The organism is Pseudomonas sp. RGM2987, from assembly GCF_022952855.1.
Classification (GTDB): domain Bacteria; phylum Pseudomonadota; class Gammaproteobacteria; order Pseudomonadales; family Pseudomonadaceae; genus Aquipseudomonas.
The window spans coordinates 15209-29727 of record NZ_JALJDX010000181.1 but is presented as its reverse complement, the minus strand read 5'-3'; the positions used below and the strand labels follow the sequence as shown (position 1 = coordinate 29727).

General features: G+C 61.8%; 16 protein-coding genes. 8 read left to right on the top strand and 8 right to left on the bottom strand.

The annotated features are described in order from the left end of the window. Positions 1–61: 61 nt before the first annotated feature. From RGM2987_RS11050 to RGM2987_RS11040, 3 genes are all read right to left on the bottom strand, one after another. Positions 62–592, bottom strand: coding sequence for a hypothetical protein (locus RGM2987_RS11050; RefSeq protein WP_245140797.1), 531 nt, complete (start codon positions 590–592; stop codon positions 62–64). Between the two features lie 284 nt (positions 593–876). After that, complete coding sequence (locus RGM2987_RS11045) at positions 877–1395, bottom strand: ankyrin repeat domain-containing protein (protein ID WP_245140795.1); 519 nt, start codon at positions 1393–1395, stop codon at positions 877–879. A 94-nt stretch (positions 1396–1489) separates the two neighbouring features. Next, a complete protein-coding gene (locus RGM2987_RS11040; RefSeq protein WP_245140793.1) occupies positions 1490–3316 on the bottom strand; it encodes a long-chain-acyl-CoA synthetase in 1827 nt (608 codons plus the stop codon). 359 nt (positions 3317–3675) lie between these two features. On the opposite strand from RGM2987_RS11040, the gene RGM2987_RS11035 reads away from it, so the two are divergent. Beyond that, on the top strand, positions 3676–3954 hold the full coding sequence (locus tag RGM2987_RS11035; RefSeq protein WP_245140791.1) for a DUF3509 domain-containing protein: 279 nt from the start codon (positions 3676–3678) through the stop codon (positions 3952–3954). 241 nt (positions 3955–4195) lie between these two features. On the opposite strand, the gene RGM2987_RS11030 is transcribed toward RGM2987_RS11035, so the two are convergent. From RGM2987_RS11030 to aroC, 3 genes are read right to left on the bottom strand one after another with little or no spacing between them, the layout of a single operon-like run. Further along, positions 4196–4741 carry an acireductone dioxygenase gene (locus tag RGM2987_RS11030; RefSeq protein ID WP_245140787.1) on the bottom strand — a complete coding sequence of 182 codons (546 nt, stop codon included), beginning with the start codon at positions 4739–4741 and terminating at the stop codon, positions 4196–4198. Positions 4742–4775: 34 nt separating this feature from the next. Beyond that, positions 4776–5921 (bottom strand): MFS transporter, encoded by a 1146-nt coding sequence (locus tag RGM2987_RS11025; RefSeq protein ID WP_245140785.1) that lies wholly within the window; start codon positions 5919–5921, stop codon positions 4776–4778. Between the two features lie 34 nt (positions 5922–5955). Further along, entirely contained in the window at positions 5956–7047 is a 1092-nt protein-coding gene (aroC, locus tag RGM2987_RS11020; RefSeq protein WP_245140782.1) for a chorismate synthase, read from the bottom strand. Positions 7048–7173: 126 nt separating this feature from the next. Between aroC and RGM2987_RS11015 the strand changes: the two genes are divergently transcribed. Together RGM2987_RS11015 and RGM2987_RS11010 are read left to right on the top strand one after the other, a co-directional pair. Beyond that, entirely contained in the window at positions 7174–8127 is a 954-nt protein-coding gene (locus RGM2987_RS11015) for an alpha/beta fold hydrolase (protein ID WP_245140833.1), read from the top strand. Positions 8128–8226: 99 nt separating this feature from the next. Beyond that, on the top strand, positions 8227–9015 hold the full coding sequence (locus RGM2987_RS11010) for a hypothetical protein (protein WP_245140779.1): 789 nt from the start codon (positions 8227–8229) through the stop codon (positions 9013–9015). A gap of 212 nt (positions 9016–9227) precedes the next feature. Here RGM2987_RS11010 and prmB read toward each other — a convergent pair whose 3' ends face one another. Next, entirely contained in the window at positions 9228–10136 is a 909-nt protein-coding gene (gene prmB, locus RGM2987_RS11005) for a 50S ribosomal protein L3 N(5)-glutamine methyltransferase (protein ID WP_245140776.1), read from the bottom strand. Positions 10137–10390: 254 nt separating this feature from the next. On the opposite strand from prmB, the gene RGM2987_RS11000 reads away from it, so the two are divergent. From RGM2987_RS11000 to RGM2987_RS10980, 5 genes are all read left to right on the top strand, one after another. Further along, entirely contained in the window at positions 10391–10981 is a 591-nt protein-coding gene (locus RGM2987_RS11000) for a cysteine hydrolase family protein (protein ID WP_245140774.1), read from the top strand. 141 nt (positions 10982–11122) lie between these two features. Further along, complete coding sequence (locus tag RGM2987_RS10995) at positions 11123–11443, top strand: hypothetical protein (protein ID WP_245140769.1); 321 nt, start codon at positions 11123–11125, stop codon at positions 11441–11443. Between the two features lie 74 nt (positions 11444–11517). After that, positions 11518–12075 carry a Smr/MutS family protein gene (locus RGM2987_RS10990; protein WP_245140766.1) on the top strand — a complete coding sequence of 186 codons (558 nt, stop codon included), beginning with the start codon at positions 11518–11520 and terminating at the stop codon, positions 12073–12075. A gap of 77 nt (positions 12076–12152) precedes the next feature. Continuing rightward, positions 12153–12698 (top strand): GTP cyclohydrolase I FolE, encoded by a 546-nt coding sequence (folE, locus tag RGM2987_RS10985; protein ID WP_123328321.1) that lies wholly within the window; start codon positions 12153–12155, stop codon positions 12696–12698. Positions 12699–12800: 102 nt separating this feature from the next. Beyond that, positions 12801–13172 carry a glutathione S-transferase N-terminal domain-containing protein gene (locus RGM2987_RS10980; RefSeq protein WP_245140764.1) on the top strand — a complete coding sequence of 124 codons (372 nt, stop codon included), beginning with the start codon at positions 12801–12803 and terminating at the stop codon, positions 13170–13172. 150 nt (positions 13173–13322) lie between these two features. Here the strand turns inward: RGM2987_RS10980 and RGM2987_RS10975 are convergent, their stop codons facing one another. Beyond that, a complete protein-coding gene (locus RGM2987_RS10975; protein ID WP_245140760.1) occupies positions 13323–14489 on the bottom strand; it encodes a PLP-dependent aminotransferase family protein in 1167 nt (388 codons plus the stop codon). Between the last annotated feature and the right edge of the window lie 30 nt (positions 14490–14519).

Sequence of the window (14519 nt, the reverse complement as noted above, 5' to 3'; positions counted from 1 at the left end):
CCCAAATGATGACAGGCAACCTTAGGATAGCCGCAGCCCGGCGAGGGTTCCGTTTATTGCATCAAACGTGCACCGCGACCTTGAGGGCTTCCAGGGCTGGCGCGGCGGCGATACCGATTTCGGCACACAGCTCCAACACCCGTGGCACTTCGTCGCCGTACACCAGCACCGTCTGCAACTCGTCATCCAGCAGTTGGCTGAAATTCACCAGCGTGTAGCCGCCGTTTTCCTTGTTCAGGCTGCTCATCTGGATCTGGATGCGGTTGAGCGCGGTCAGGGCTTCGGTTTTCGCCAGTTGCTTGGGCTTGAGATTGAACGCCACGCCGGGGCCGAACGAGGCAACGATCTGTTCGAACAGCTCCACGTAGCTGTCGGCCTGGAACAACACGGTGTCCGGCAGGCTGCCCACCACCACCCACTCACCCAATGGGATCGGGAACGTGTCGTCGTAGTTGATATCCGGGTTCGCTGTCAGGAAAGCCGCTGGATCGGCGTAGGCCTGGGCCGCTTCGTCAGCGATCCGTGCAATGTCAGCCTCGCCGAGGCAGCCGGAGCTGATTTTGCTGATGAGTTCGGCGAGTGCGGCTTTCATGGGGTGGATCCTGTGGATAGGGGATTTCGAGGGCGCGCAGCATACTCCATCACACCCCTGGCGTCATGAACCCGTGGCGAGGGAGCTTGCTGTGGGAGCAAGGCTTGCCCGCGATGAAAACAATTCGGTCGCTCTTTTGTGGCGAGGGGATTTATCCCCGCTGGGGCGCGAAGCGGCCCTCCAAGCTGACAACTCGATGTATCAGATTGATTTTGGGGCTGCTTCGCAGCCCAGCGGGGATAAATCCCCTCGCCACAAGGTAGCATCAGACCTGGCAAATGAGATTAGCCCAACAACTTCTGCAACTGCGCCGTGGTATCCACCGCACCCATGGTTTTCGCTGCATCCAGCGCCGTGACACCATTGGCATCCTTGGCTTTCGGATCGGCGCCTTTGCCGACCAGGTAGTCGACGATTTCCACCCGATTGAACATCGCCGCCATCATCAGCGCCGTGCGGCCATCGAAGGAAGCGCCTTCCACTTGCGCGCCGCCGTCCACCAGGGCCGAGACCACGGCCAAGTCGCCTTTGAACGCCGCGCCGGCAATCGGGCTCTGGCCATTATCGTTGCGGATTTCCGGATCGGCCTTGTGTTCCAGCAGCACCTTCACCGTCTCCACATGCCCGTGGTAGGCGGCCAGCATCAGCAGGGTGTCGCCCTTGTGGTTACGCAGGTTGGGCGGCAGGCCTTTGCTCAGCAACGCGGCCATCATGGCGGCGTCGCCCTGGCGGGCGACATTGAACACCTGCTCGGCAAACTCCGCAGCCTCTTCCGGGGTCATCTGGCGGCTTGTATCGGACATGGGAAACTCCATTCGGGTCGTCGCAAAGCGGCTAGTTTCCCCACCGCCCAAGAGCCTGTCATTCCTTTTTTATCAGTACCCGGTATAGCCAAAATCAATAGCGCAGTTGCCCGGCCTGGATCTGCATCGCCAACTGCCGATCCAGCGGCACGTAGGTCGCGGTGCCGGGCAGCCAGGCATAGATCGGCTCCCCGCCCGAGATGCATGGGTCGAAGGCTTCGGTCTTGAGACGGATCTTCTGGTATTTGAAGGTGCCGGTGGTGTCCATTTTCACTTTGATCCGCAGGAACAGCGGCACCGCATAGGCCGGCAACTTGCCTTGCAGGAACTGCAAAAGCTCGCTGAAATCCAGGGTCGCCAGGGATTCTGATGGCGTGATCGCAGCCATGCCGGCCCGGCCATTGGTGCCGTTGATTTCCACGCCGTAGGCCACCGCCTCAGCCACTTGTGGATGTTGTAGCAGCACGTTTTCCACTTCGGTGGTGGAGACGTTTTCACCTTTCCAGCGATAGGTGTCACCGAGGCGGTCGACGAACTGCCCATGGCCGAAGCCGATATTGCGCAACAGGTCGCCGGTGTTGAAGTAGCGATCACCCGGCGTGAAGACATCGCGATAGATGGTCTTTTCGGTCTTGACCGGATCGGTGTAGCCGTCCAGCGGCGCCTTTTCGTCGATCCGCGCCAACAGCAGGCCCGGTTGTCCCTTCGGGACTTTTTGCATGCGTCCTTGCAGGTTGCGCAACGGTGCGCCGCTGTCATGGTCGTACTGCACCAGTTCCCAGCCCATCAGGGAAAAGCCGACGGTGTTGTCGAAGTTCAGGATGTTGGTGAAGCCGATATTGCCGTCGCTGGCCGCGTACAGTTCACAGATATGCTCGATGCCAAAGCGCGTCTTGAACGCTGACCAGGCCCCTGGCCGCAAGCCGTTGCCGATCATTTTCTTCACACCGTGCTGGCGATCCTCGACAGCGGCGGGTTGGTCGATCAGATAGCGGCACAGCTCGCCGACGTAACCCAGCGTCGTGGCCCGGTAGCGGCGCACATCACTCCAGAACTGGCTGGCGCTGAACTTGCGCCGGATCGCAAACCCCGATGCACCACAGATCGCCGCGCCCCAGCAGACGCACAGGCCCGTGGCGTGATAGAGCGGCAAGGTGCAATAGAGGATGTCGTCGGGCTGCATGTCCAGGGCGATCAGGCCGAAACTGGTGGAGGTGCGCATCCAGCGGCCATGGCGAAACACCCCAGCCTTGGGCAGCCCGGTGGTACCCGAGGTGTAGAGATAAAAACACGGGTCGTTGAAGAAAACCTGCTGGCTGGACGCCGGATTATCCGTGGGGAACGGATCGCTGTGGCTGATCAGGTCGACGAAATCCGACGGTACATCGATGCCGTCCTGGTCGGCTATCCACCAGGTCCTGGTGTTCGATAGCGCGGTCCGGCCTCGCACGTCGTTGAAAGCGGCGACCCGTTCGTCCCCGACCACCACCGCCACTGGCGCGACCAGAGCCAGGCTGTGCACCAGCGCATCGCCGGTTTGCGAAGTATTGACCATCGCACTGACCGCGCCGACCTTCGCCACCGCCAGTACCGTCACCAGCAGCTGGGGACGGTTCTCGATGAACACCGCCACGCAGTCGCCCTTGCCGATGCCCTGCGCCATCAGGTAATGGGCGATGCGATTGGCCCGCTCGTTGACCTGTGCATAACTCCATACTGTTTCGTCGCAGAGCAGCGCCGGGCCTTGAGGATTGCGGCGGACGGCCTGTTCGAAACACCAGCCCAGGCCGCAAGGCTGGGACGGATCCTGGACGTTGGCCAGTTTCATGCCCTTGACGATGCGGGGTACGGCTCGGGCGATGGCGGGCAGCTTGCGCAACATCATGCCCCAGGTAATGGCGTCGCTGGGTGTACGACTCATGTGGATCCCCGTTCGACCTCGTGGGCCTCGGTTTTTCTTGTTGTCGGGCTGAAGCCCTGATGTGCTCGAAAAGTACGTCAGGGGTTGCGCGGCTGTACACGCGGTTTTTGCAATGTTTTGTATCCATCGCCGGAGGCAGGCGAAGCGGGAGCGCCGCAGGGCTGATTGGTTCCAAATAAAATCGCCGGACCACGCAAAATGCAGGATGCACGATGGCCATTCATGCAAGATGCACGAAAGCAAAAATCAGGTGATTTTATAACTATTTGTTTTTAAAGGATTTTTTCTATACACCAAGGCTGGCACAGACGCTGCAACTACCCCTCCACGGTTTGCCAACAAGACCATGGAGCTCAACGATGAACATGATTCAAGAGAAGTTTGCATCCCTGTTTTCCAACTACGAAGTGACCACCCAGGCCCGCCCGGATGGCGGCATCCTGCTGACCCTGCGCAACAGCGAAGGCAAACTGTTCAAACGCACGATTTCCTACGCCCAGTTGCACGCCGGGGACCAATTGTCCTGGGCGATCAGTGCCATTCGCCGTGACCTGGCCGAACAAGCCAGCGAACTGCCACAGATCACCATGCTGCAAAGCCAGCATCGCTTCGCCCTGCCGACCTACCACAGCGCCTGAAGATACTGAATGGTGGGAGCGGGCTTGCTCGCGAAGGCAGAGTGTCAGTTGACGCAATTGTCGCCTGACACCCCGCCTTCGCGAGCAAGCTCGCTCCCACATTGGTTTGCGAGTTGCCATCTAATCCAGCCACGACTCAAATCCCTGTGGGAGCGGGCTTGCTCGCGAAAGCGGTGGGTCAGTTGACGCATTTATCGCCTGACACTCTGCCTTCGCGAGCAAGCTCGCTCCCACAGTTGGTTCAGTCGTCCAGCCCTTGGAAACGGCTGGCGATTTCATCGCCAGTGAACTGCTCTTCCCAGCCCTTTGACTCGTCGCGCAAGCGAATCGCCACGAAGTGCGGCTGTTCACCCGCATCGAACCAGTGCGGCGTGCCGGCCGGCAGGGTGATCAGGTCGTTCTTTTCACACAGCACCGCATAGACGTAGTCATCCAGGTGCAGGCTGAACAAGCCACGGCCGGTGACGAAAAATCGCGTCTCGTCCCCGGCATGGCTGTGCTCCTTCAGAAACCTGGCGCGCAATTCGGCTTTTTGTGGGTATTCACTGTCGAGGCTGATGACATCCACCGAGACATCGCCGCGTTCGGCCTTATATGTGCCGATCTGCACCTGATAGGCCGCGATGATCTCAGCCTGGCTGGCACCTGCCTGGAGTTTCGCCGTCGGTTGCCAGCGATCGAAGCGAATACCTTTTTCGCCCAGAGTCGCGGCGATGTCCTCGAAATGCGTCAACACCTTGTTCGGAATGTCAGGGCTTAAGACGTGATAGACGGACAGGCTGCTCATGACGATGGCTCCAGCAAATTAACGGTTCGAAGGCTCATGACCGGTCCTCTTGCATACGGGTCGCGATGATAATGGCTGCCGCAAAGGCAGCGAGACTGGCGAGACTGAAGGTCCAACCGGCGCCCAGCGCATTCCAGCTGTACCCGGAATACAACGCGCCCAAGGCCCCGCCCGTGCCGGCCAGTGCCGCGTATAGCGCCTGGCCCTGGCCTTGCTGGCGTGGGCCGAAGCTGCGTTGCACGAAATGAATGGCGGCGGCGTGGAAACTGCCGAAGGTCGCCGCGTGCAGCACCTGGGCAAACAGCAAGACCCAGAGAAATTCGGCCAGCGAGCCCAGCAGCAACCAGCGCAACGCCGCCAGCAGGAAACTCGCCAGCAGCACCCGACGCACCGAGAAGCGCGCCAGGATCCGGCTCATCAGCAAAAACACCAGCACTTCGGCCACCACCCCGACGGCCCAGAGCATGCCGATCAGTCCACGGCTGTAGCCCAGGCGTTCAAGGTGCAGGGTCAGGAAGGTGTAATACGGGCCGTGGCTGACCTGCATCAAGCCGACACATACGTAGAACGCCAATACGCCGGGGCTGCGCAATTGCCGCAGGAAACCGTCCCCCGCCACGCGCGGCGGTTGGGTCGGCTGGGCATTGGGCACCCAGAAACTGGCAAGGACGATGCCGGCCATGATCAACACCAGCGCCAGCGGGTAGATGTCCAGGCTCAGCCATTCGAACAACCGGCCCAGCAACACCACGGTGATGATGAAGCCAATGGAGCCCCAGAGGCGGACTTGGCTGTAGCGCGCGGCCTGCCCGCTCAGGTGGGCCAGGGTGATGACTTCGAACTGGGGCAGCACCGCATGCCAGAAGAACGCATGCAGCGCCATGACCATCGCCAGCCAGGCATAGCTTTTATCAATGAAGATCAGCGAAAAGGTCAGCAAGGTGCAGATCGCACCGAAGCGCACGATCGCCAGGCGCCGGCCGGTGTAGTCCCCCAGCCAGCCCCAGATGTTCGGCGCCACACAGCGCATCAGCATGGGAATCGCCACCAACTCGCCGATGCGCGCCGCGTTGAACCCCAGGTGATCGAAATACAGCGCCAGGAACGGCGCCGTCGAACCGAGCAGCGCGAAATAAAACAGGTAGAAACTGGAAAGCCGCCAGTACGGCAATGCCGCCATGCCCGTCAGGCCACGGCGCTCGGCCAGTCAACCATCAAAGCTGACCCAGCACCGGCGTGGCGACCCGCACATCGGCGTTCTGGCCACGATGACGCAACAGGTGATCCATCAGCACGATCGCCATCATTGCCTCGGCAATCGGCGTGGCACGAATACCGACGCACGGGTCGTGACGGCCCTTGGTGATGACCTCCACCGGGTTGCCATGGATGTCGATGGAACGTCCCGGCGTGGTGATGCTGGAGGTCGGCTTCAAGGCCAGGTGCGCGACAATCGGCTGGCCTGAGGAAATACCACCGAGAATGCCACCGGCGTTGTTGCTCAGGAAACCTTGCGGCGTCAATTCGTCACGGTGCTCGGTGCCACGCTGGGCGACGCAGGCGAAACCGGCGCCGATCTCCACGCCCTTCACCGCGTTGATGCTCATCAGGGCGTGGGCCAATTCGGCGTCGAGGCGGTCGAAGATCGGCTCGCCGAGGCCTGGCATCACGCCTTCGGCCACCACGGTGATCTTCGCGCCGACCGAATCCTGGTCCCGACGCAGCTGGTCCATGTAGGCCTCCAGCTCAGGTACCTTGTCTGGATCGGGGCAGAAAAACGCGTTCTGCTCCACCGAGTCCCAGGTCTTGAACGGGATTTCGACAGGGCCCAACTGGCTCATGTAGCCACGAATCACGATGCCCTGGCTCGCCAGGTATTTCTTGGCAATCGCCCCGGCCGCCACGCGCATGGCGGTTTCCCGGGCCGAGCTGCGACCGCCGCCGCGGTAGTCGCGCTCGCCGTACTTGTGGTGGTAGGTGTAGTCGGCGTGGGCCGGGCGGAACAGATCCTTGATCGCCGAGTAGTCCTTGGACTTCTGGTCGGTGTTGCGGATCAGCAGGCCGATGGCGCAACCGGTGGTGCGCCCTTCGAACACGCCGGAGAGGATCTCGACTTCATCGGCTTCCTGGCGCTGGGTGGTGTGGCGGCTGGTGCCGGGCTTGCGGCGGTCCAGGTCGCGCTGCAGGTCGTCCAGGGAAATCTCCAGGCCCGGCGGGCAGCCGTCGACAATGGCGACCAACGCCGGGCCATGGCTCTCGCCCGCGGTGGTGACAGTGAACAGCTTGCCGTAGGTATTGCCGGACATGCAGGGTGCTCCGTGAATTCGCCGATTCGTAATGGCCGCCAGTATACGCAGGCTCCCCGCGTAGTTCATCCTCGAACCTTATCGATGCCCGCCAGTCCAACCGGCACCTTCGCAACTCATGGCCTGATGATGTTAAAGCTGCTTGTCCTGTGCCTTACCCTCTTTACCGGCCTGGCCCAGGCCACGGTCCTGCAACGTCCCATCAGCCTCGACACCGGCAGCGGCGAGCTGTTCGGCTCGCTATTGCTGCCCAAGTCCGACACGCCGGTGCCGGTTGTCCTGATCATTTCCGGGTCGGGTCCTACGGATCGTGACGGAAACAACCCCGAGGGCGGGCGCAATGACAGCCTCAAGCGCCTGGCCTGGGTCCTGGCCCGGCACAACATCGCCAGCGTGCGCTACGACAAGCGTGGCGTGGCGGCCAGCCTGGCGGCGACACCGGACGAACGCAACCTGAGCGTCGAGGCCTACGTCAACGATGCCGTTGCCTGGAGCCGCAAGCTCGCTGCCGACCCGCGACTCGGCCGGTTGATCCTGCTGGGCCACAGCGAGGGCGCGTTGATCGCCAGCCTTGCCGCACCCCAGGCCAACGCGGCGGCGGTCATTTCGCTGTCCGGCAGCGCTCGGCCGATTGACCAGGTATTGCGCCAACAGTTGAGCAGCCGCCTGCCACCGCCGCTGATGCTGCGCAGCAATGAGCTGCTCGACAGCCTCAAGGCCGGCCGGCCCGACCCGAATGTGCCGCCGCAACTGCAGGTGATTTTCCGCCCGAGCGTGCAGCCGTACCTGATCTCGCTGTTTCGCCAGGACCCGGCCCAGGCGTTCGCCGCCCTGAAGATCCCGGCACTGATCGTCCAGGGCAGCAGCGACATCCAGGTCAGCGTCGACGACGCCCGGCTGTTGCAAACGGCCAAGCCCGACGCCGAGCTGGCGTTGATCGAGGGCATGAACCATGTGCTGCGCATCGTACCCAACGACGTGAAGCGGCAACTGGCCTCCTACAAGGACCCCAACCTGCCCCTGGCCGCCGAACTCGGCGCGCGGATCGTGGGTTTTATTGACGCGATAGCGGCTCGTTAAACTCTTTTAACCCTCCAGTCCTGGCAAAGACGGCCGATAAACCGGTGTCGGATAGCGCAATGGCTGCCGACCCGCCGGCCTGGACAGGATTTTGCCGTTATGACTGACACTCAAGCTTCACCCGACACCACTGCCGAAACGCCGGCTCCGCCCGCTGTGGAGTTGCCTTGGGCGGATGTGCAGGCCGAGCATCATCGGATGCTGCGGTTGGCGCCGCTCAAGACTGACCGCGCCACCGGCGTGCGGCCGCTGCGGTTCGTCGAGTTCAGCTATGCCGAGCGCCACAGCAAGGAACGCAGTTTGCTGCGCATGAGCATCCAACTGCCGGGCCAGCGGGTGCGCAAGGAACAGAATCACCTGGATGTCTGGGCCGACCACGTCGAGAAATGCCTGTCTTTTTCCCCGGACAACCTGCAAGTCGAGCCGCTGAACCGGGGGATCGGCCGCTTCCTGGCCGCCCAGGGCATCACCTGGGCCAAGAAACGCTGGTCGGGCTATCGGGTCGATGGCCTGGATCTGAATAACAAGGACGCGCTGAACGAAGACACCCGCCTGCGCCGTGATCGCTTTCTCAAGGCCCAGGGTTTCGAGGTGGCGTACGCCGACGCCCAGCATCTCAAAGGCAGCGTCAAGCCAGCCCAGGTTGGCGATCTGGTGGGGGACTGGAACACCGAGAAGCTGCAGTTCGTGGAAATCCTCGAAGCTGCGCAGATGCTGCAACAAGCCGAGCAGAACCTGGCGGAACAGGAAGTCAAACTCAAGCAGCAGGAAGAAAAGGTCAACAAGTTCAAGCGCGAAGACACCGGCCTGCGCTTCACCATCACCTGCCTGGTGGCTTTTGCCATGTTCCAGGCGGGGCTGTTGATCTGGATTGCGACGCGGCACTAAGGGCCGGGCTCACCGCAGCCCTGTTTGGTCCGGGGACATGGTTGACACCTGTGGCGAGGGAGCTTGCTCCCGCTCGGCTGCGCAGCAGTCGTGAACTCCAGCGATGCGATTTTCCTGGAACGGTGCGGTGACGCTTTTAGGGCTGCTTCGCAGCCCAGCGGGAGCAAGCTCCCTCGCCACAAGAGCGAAGCAGTCGCACCGTCCCAGGGAAATTAAACCCGCGAAGCAAACAACGCCTGGTGCTGGCGGCATTGTTCGGCGCTGAGCATGAACACGCCATGGCCGCCGCGTTCGAACTCCAGCCAGGCGAAATCCACTTCCGGGTAAAGCGCCTCGACGTGAACCTGGCTATTGCCGACCTCGACGATCAACAGGCCTTTCTCGGTCAGGTGATCAGCCGCTTCGGCCAGCATCCGGCGCACCAGGTTCAGACCGTCATCGCCACAGGCCAGGCCCAGTTCCGGTTCGTGCTGGTATTCCTGGGGCATGTCGGCGAAATCTTCGGCATCGACGTAGGGCGGGTTTGACACGATCAGGTCGAAGCGTTGTCCCGGCAAGCCTTCGAATCCATCGCCCTGGACTGTGAACACGCGCTCGTCAACGCCATGGCGCTCTATGTTCTGGTTTGCCACTTCCAGCGCTTCGAACGACAGGTCGGCCAGCACCACTTCGGCCTCGGGAAACTCGTAGGCGCAGGCAATGCCGATGCAGCCGGAACCGGTGCACAGGTCGAGGATCCGTGCTGGATCCTGGCCCAGCCAGGGTTCAAAACGCTTTTCGATCAGCTCACCGATGGGCGAACGTGGGATCAGCACACGCTCATCGACAATGAACGACATCCCGCAGAACCAGGCCTCACCCAGCAAGTAGGCGGTCGGGACCCGCTCGGCGATACGCCGGCGCAACAGGCGCTGGACATGCACCAGCTCCTCGTCTTCGAGACGGCAGTCCAGGTAGCTGTCGGCAATTTCCCATGGCAGGTGCAGCGCGCCCAACACCAGTTGCCGGGCTTCGTCCCAGGCGTTGTCGGTGCCGTGGCCGAAAAACAGATCCTCCCCATGGAAACGGCTGACAGCCCAACGGATATGGTCACGCAGGGTGCGAAGGCGGGAAGTGATCACGGCGGCAAACTCCAGAAAAATCGACGGGCGAGTCTAGCAGCCAAACACGACAGCACCCAAACCGGGCTCAGGGACGAAAGATAAACACCGACCCAACCGTAGGAAATCTCCGTTTTTTGCCCGACCTATTGAACAGGACGAGTATCTTGACAAGGCTGTAGGCCAGCAACGACGGCCCCTGCGATGGAAGCGATTCACAGAACCGCTCAGCCAGAGGAGAATGTCGCAAAAGCCCCACCCGAAGGAGCCCCAGAATGTCCGTTCCAAAAACGATGTTTCAACTCAGCGGCCGTGGTTACGCAGCAGCCAACCTGAGTCAAGCGACCCTGATCATCATCGATGCCCAAAAAGAATACCTGGCCGGTCCCCTGGCCCTGAGTGGCATGGATGCAGCCGTCGCGAACATCAAGCAATTGCTCGGTGCGGCCCGTGCGGCCGGCCGGCCGGTGGTGCATGTGCGCCACCTGGGCACCCATGGCGGGTTGTTCGATCCACAAGGCGAACGCGGGGAGTTCATCCCGGGCCTCGAACCCCAGGGCGACGAAACCATTATCGGCAAGTTGTTGCCCAGTGCGTTCCACGGCACCGAATTGAAAAAGCGCCTGGAAGAGTTTGGCCCGCTGGACCTGATCGTCTGCGGTTTCATGAGCCATTCCAGCGTCAGCACCACCGTGCGCGCGGCCAAGAACCTGGGCTTTCGCTGCACCCTGGTGGAAGATGCCTGCGCCACCCGCGACCTGCCGCACAAGGGCGGCGTGCTCAGCGCCGAACATGTGCACCAGACTGAAATGGCAATCATGGCGGACAACTTCGCCACCCTGGCCCTGACGCACGATTTGATCTGATCTCGAGGGATTATCCCTCGGTGAGCGGCCGCAGGAGCCGCTCATCCGCAAAAGCCTTTCATTCGCCGCAATTGCCCTAGCCTCAGGAACAACCCGAACATCTTCCGGTCGAAGGGCCGATACCCATTGAGGAAGGTCGGAATGAAGTTATCCGATGGTTTTGACGCACGTCGGTTGCGGCCCAAAGGCCAGAGCAACTGGCGGTTTCGTATCGGCGCGGCGATCGCTGCGCTGCTGGCAACGCTCGGTGTGCTGCTGGCCATGGCCGGTGCCGCCAGCCTGTTGGGCCGCCCACCCGCGCTGGGCGAGTTGAATGCCACCCCGGTCGGTTCGGCGATTATCCTGGTCGTCGGCCTGCTGGTCCTGTGGCTGGGCGTCTGGCTCTGGCGCCGCTGCCGCCGTCGCGCCCGCCAATCCCTGGAGCTGGCCATGGCTCCCCACCTGATGAAAAAGCACGACTGAGCCGCCACCCGACGTTTTGTCGCGCCTGATCCCGCCGGAGTTGGGTAAACTGGCCGGCCTTCGCGGAGGCTGACATGCAAGACGACGATTTTTCTCTGTTCAAAAGTGCGATCCAGGGCGTTAAACCGATCAAACACGATCGCGCCGAGACCGGCAAACCCAAGGCTGATCGCGCCCAGATCGCCAAGCTGCGCCAAGCGGCCACCGTGCGCACCGACGCCACCACTGTGGACGGCTTGTCCGATCAGTTCGTGATCGACGTCGGCCCCGAAGATGAGTTGATGTGGGCCCGCGACGGCGTCCAGGAAGGCCAGATGCGCAAGCTCAAGGTTGGCCAGATCCCCTTCGAAGGCAGCCTCGACCTGCATGGCATGAACGTCGAAAAAGCCCGGGAAACCCTCTGGGCCTTCCTGGCCGAAGCCACCAAATTCGAAATCCGCTGCGTGCGCGTCACCCACGGCAAGGCCGTGCGACTGGACGGCAAACGGCCGATGATCAAGAGCCACGTCAACACCTGGCTGCGCCAGCACCCACAAGTGCTGGGCTTCACCTCCTGCCAGGCCAAACACGGCGGCGCCGGGGCGGTGTACGTGATGCTCAAGCGCACCATGATGGAAGGTCGCGACGAGTAGCCCGCGATTGCCGAGCTTGCAGCGCCGTGTCCGCCACCGTACCCTTGCCCTTTGCGAAAAACCCCACAGGTAGTTTCATGTCTCTGGAACAGAATTACACCGCGATTCTCGGCCAACTGGGCGAGGACGTTACCCGCGAGGGCCTGCTCGACACGCCCAAGCGCGCTGCCAAGGCCATGCAGTACCTCTGCCGTGGTTATGAACAGACCCTGGAAGAAGTCACCAACGGTGCCTTGTTCAGTTCCGACAACAGCGAAATGGTGCTGGTCAAGGACATCGAGTTGTACTCGCTGTGCGAACACCATCTGTTGCCTTTCATCGGCAAGGCCCACGTGGCCTACATCCCGAGCGGCAAGGTGCTGGGGCTGTCGAAAGTGGCGCGGATCGTCGACATGTATGCCCGGCGCCTGCAGATCCAGGAAAACCTCAGCCGCCAGATCGCCGACGCGGTCCAGCAGGTGACCGGCGCCCTGGGCGTGGCGGTGGTGATCGAGGCCAAGCACATGTGCATGATGATGCGCGGTGTGGAAAAGCAGAATTCCTCGATGATCACCTCGGTAATGCTCGGTGAGTTCCGGGAAAACGCAGCCACCCGCAGCGAGTTCCTCAGCCTCATCAAGTAACCTGTCACTCGAAAAAAACCGGCATCCATCGCCGGTTTTTTTTCGCCCGTGAAAATCAGGTAAGCTGCGCGCCCTCTTCTTCCCTGCCGCGAGGCTTGTTCCGTGATCGTCAAAGCACTTCGGGTTGGCCTGGGCCAGCTGATCATCTTCATCGATTTCATTACCCGTCCGGCCAAGAAACAACGCCCGGCTTCAGCCCAGGCGCAGGTCGACCAAGCGGCCCAGGGCCTGACGCTGTATCAATTCCATGCTTGCCCGTTCTGCGTGAAAACCCGCCGTACCCTGCGCCGCCTCAACGTACCGGTGGCGCTGCGCGATGCGAAGAATAACGAGCAGGACCGCCAGACGCTGCTGGAGCAAGGCGGCAAGATCAAGGTGCCGTGCCTGCGTATCGAAGAAGATGGCAAGACCACCTGGATGTATGAATCCAAGGTGATCATTGATTACCTGGATAAGCGGTTCGCGGCAGTCTGACAATTTTCTGGTGTGCTTAGGACCTCTTCGCAAGCAAGCCCGCTCCCACAGTGGATATGGCGAACACAAAATTTGTATTCAGCACCGATCCCTGTGGGAGCGGGCTTGCTCGCGAAGGGGCCAGCAAACCACTGCAAAAACGTCCTGATGTCAGGCTGCTTTCACAGCCAACCCCTCCCGCACCACCCCCGCCAGCCGCCTGAGCCCTTCATCCAGCCGCGCCGGATCGATGTGGCTGAAATTCAAGCGCAGATGCCCCGGATGCTTGTCCGGCTCGGGAAAGAACGGCTCGCCCGGCATGAACGCCACATCGGCCGCCAATGCGGCGTCGAGCAAGGTGCGGGTATCCAGCGGTTGCTTGAGGGTCAGCCAGAAAAACAGCCCGCCCTGGGGTACGTTCCAGTCCGCGATGTCATGAAAATGCTTGTGCAGCGCGGCCTGGAAGCGGTCGCGCCGGTCGCGGTAGAAAGCCCTCAACTCGCACAAATGGCTTCGGTACTGTTCGGTCCCGATCCATTGCAACGCCTGCCACTGGCCGATGCGATTGGTGTGCAAGTCCGCCGATTGCTTGAGCCGCAGCAGGTGCGGGAACAAGTCCGGGCTGGCAATCAGATAGCCCACCCTTAGCCCCGGCAACAAGGTCTTCGACACGGTTCCGGTGTAGATCCAACTGGCCTTCTTCAAGCGGCTGGTGATTGGCGTGGCGCTGGCGCCATCAAACGTCAGCTCGCGGTAGGGTTCGTCTTCGATCAGCGTCACACCGAACTCATCCAGCAAGGCGGCCACTGCGTCGCGCTTGGCCTCGCTGTAGCGCACGGCCGAGGGATTCTGGAACGTCGGAATCAGGTAGATGAATGCCGGGCGATGACGCTCCAGTCGAGCCCGCAGCTGTTGCAGGTCCGGACCGTCGGCTTCCAGGGGCACCGTGATGCAGTCAGCGCCGAACAGTTGGAAAATCTGCAACGCCGCCAGGTACGTGGGCGCTTCCAACATCACCGGGGTGCCGACGTCGATGTGCAGCTTCGCCGCCAGATCGAGGGTTTGCTGCGAACCGCTGACCACCAGCACCTGGCTCGCTTCACAGGCCAGTCCCAGCGAGCGCGCCTGCGCCGCCAGGGCTTCGCGCAGCGCCGGCTCGCCTTCGCTCATGCCGTATTGGCCCATGGACACCGGCATGTCTGCCCACTCCACCTTCGGCAGCATGGCCTCGGCCGGCAAGCCGCCGGCGAACGACATCACTTCAGGGCGCTGCGCCGCCGCGAGGATTTCTCGTATCAAAGAACTCTTGAGGCGCGAGACACGTTCGGAGAAAGCCATGGGTCACCTGTAGCCGGTCGTTGGAATAAT

Excerpts from the sequence above, each read along its gene's own strand:
- RGM2987_RS11050 (WP_245140797.1), bottom strand. The coding sequence starts at position 592 with ATGAAAGCCGCACTCGCCGAACTCATCAGCAAAATCAGCTCCGGCTGC.
- RGM2987_RS11045 (WP_245140795.1), bottom strand. The coding sequence starts at position 1,395 with ATGTCCGATACAAGCCGCCAGATGACCCCGGAAGAGGCTGCGGAGTTT.
- RGM2987_RS11040 (WP_245140793.1), bottom strand. The coding sequence starts at position 3,316 with ATGAGTCGTACACCCAGCGACGCCATTACCTGGGGCATGATGTTGCGC.
- RGM2987_RS11035 (WP_245140791.1), top strand. The coding sequence starts at position 3,676 with ATGAACATGATTCAAGAGAAGTTTGCATCCCTGTTTTCCAACTACGAA.
- RGM2987_RS11030 (WP_245140787.1), bottom strand. The coding sequence starts at position 4,741 with ATGAGCAGCCTGTCCGTCTATCACGTCTTAAGCCCTGACATTCCGAAC.
- RGM2987_RS11025 (WP_245140785.1), bottom strand. The coding sequence starts at position 5,921 with ATGGCGGCATTGCCGTACTGGCGGCTTTCCAGTTTCTACCTGTTTTAT.
- aroC (WP_245140782.1), bottom strand. The coding sequence starts at position 7,047 with ATGTCCGGCAATACCTACGGCAAGCTGTTCACTGTCACCACCGCGGGC.
- RGM2987_RS11015 (WP_245140833.1), top strand. The coding sequence starts at position 7,174 with ATGATGTTAAAGCTGCTTGTCCTGTGCCTTACCCTCTTTACCGGCCTG.
- RGM2987_RS11010 (WP_245140779.1), top strand. The coding sequence starts at position 8,227 with ATGACTGACACTCAAGCTTCACCCGACACCACTGCCGAAACGCCGGCT.
- RGM2987_RS11000 (WP_245140774.1), top strand. The coding sequence starts at position 10,391 with ATGTCCGTTCCAAAAACGATGTTTCAACTCAGCGGCCGTGGTTACGCA.
- RGM2987_RS10995 (WP_245140769.1), top strand. The coding sequence starts at position 11,123 with ATGAAGTTATCCGATGGTTTTGACGCACGTCGGTTGCGGCCCAAAGGC.
- RGM2987_RS10990 (WP_245140766.1), top strand. The coding sequence starts at position 11,518 with ATGCAAGACGACGATTTTTCTCTGTTCAAAAGTGCGATCCAGGGCGTT.
- folE (WP_123328321.1), top strand. The coding sequence starts at position 12,153 with ATGTCTCTGGAACAGAATTACACCGCGATTCTCGGCCAACTGGGCGAG.
- RGM2987_RS10975 (WP_245140760.1), bottom strand. The coding sequence starts at position 14,489 with ATGGCTTTCTCCGAACGTGTCTCGCGCCTCAAGAGTTCTTTGATACGA.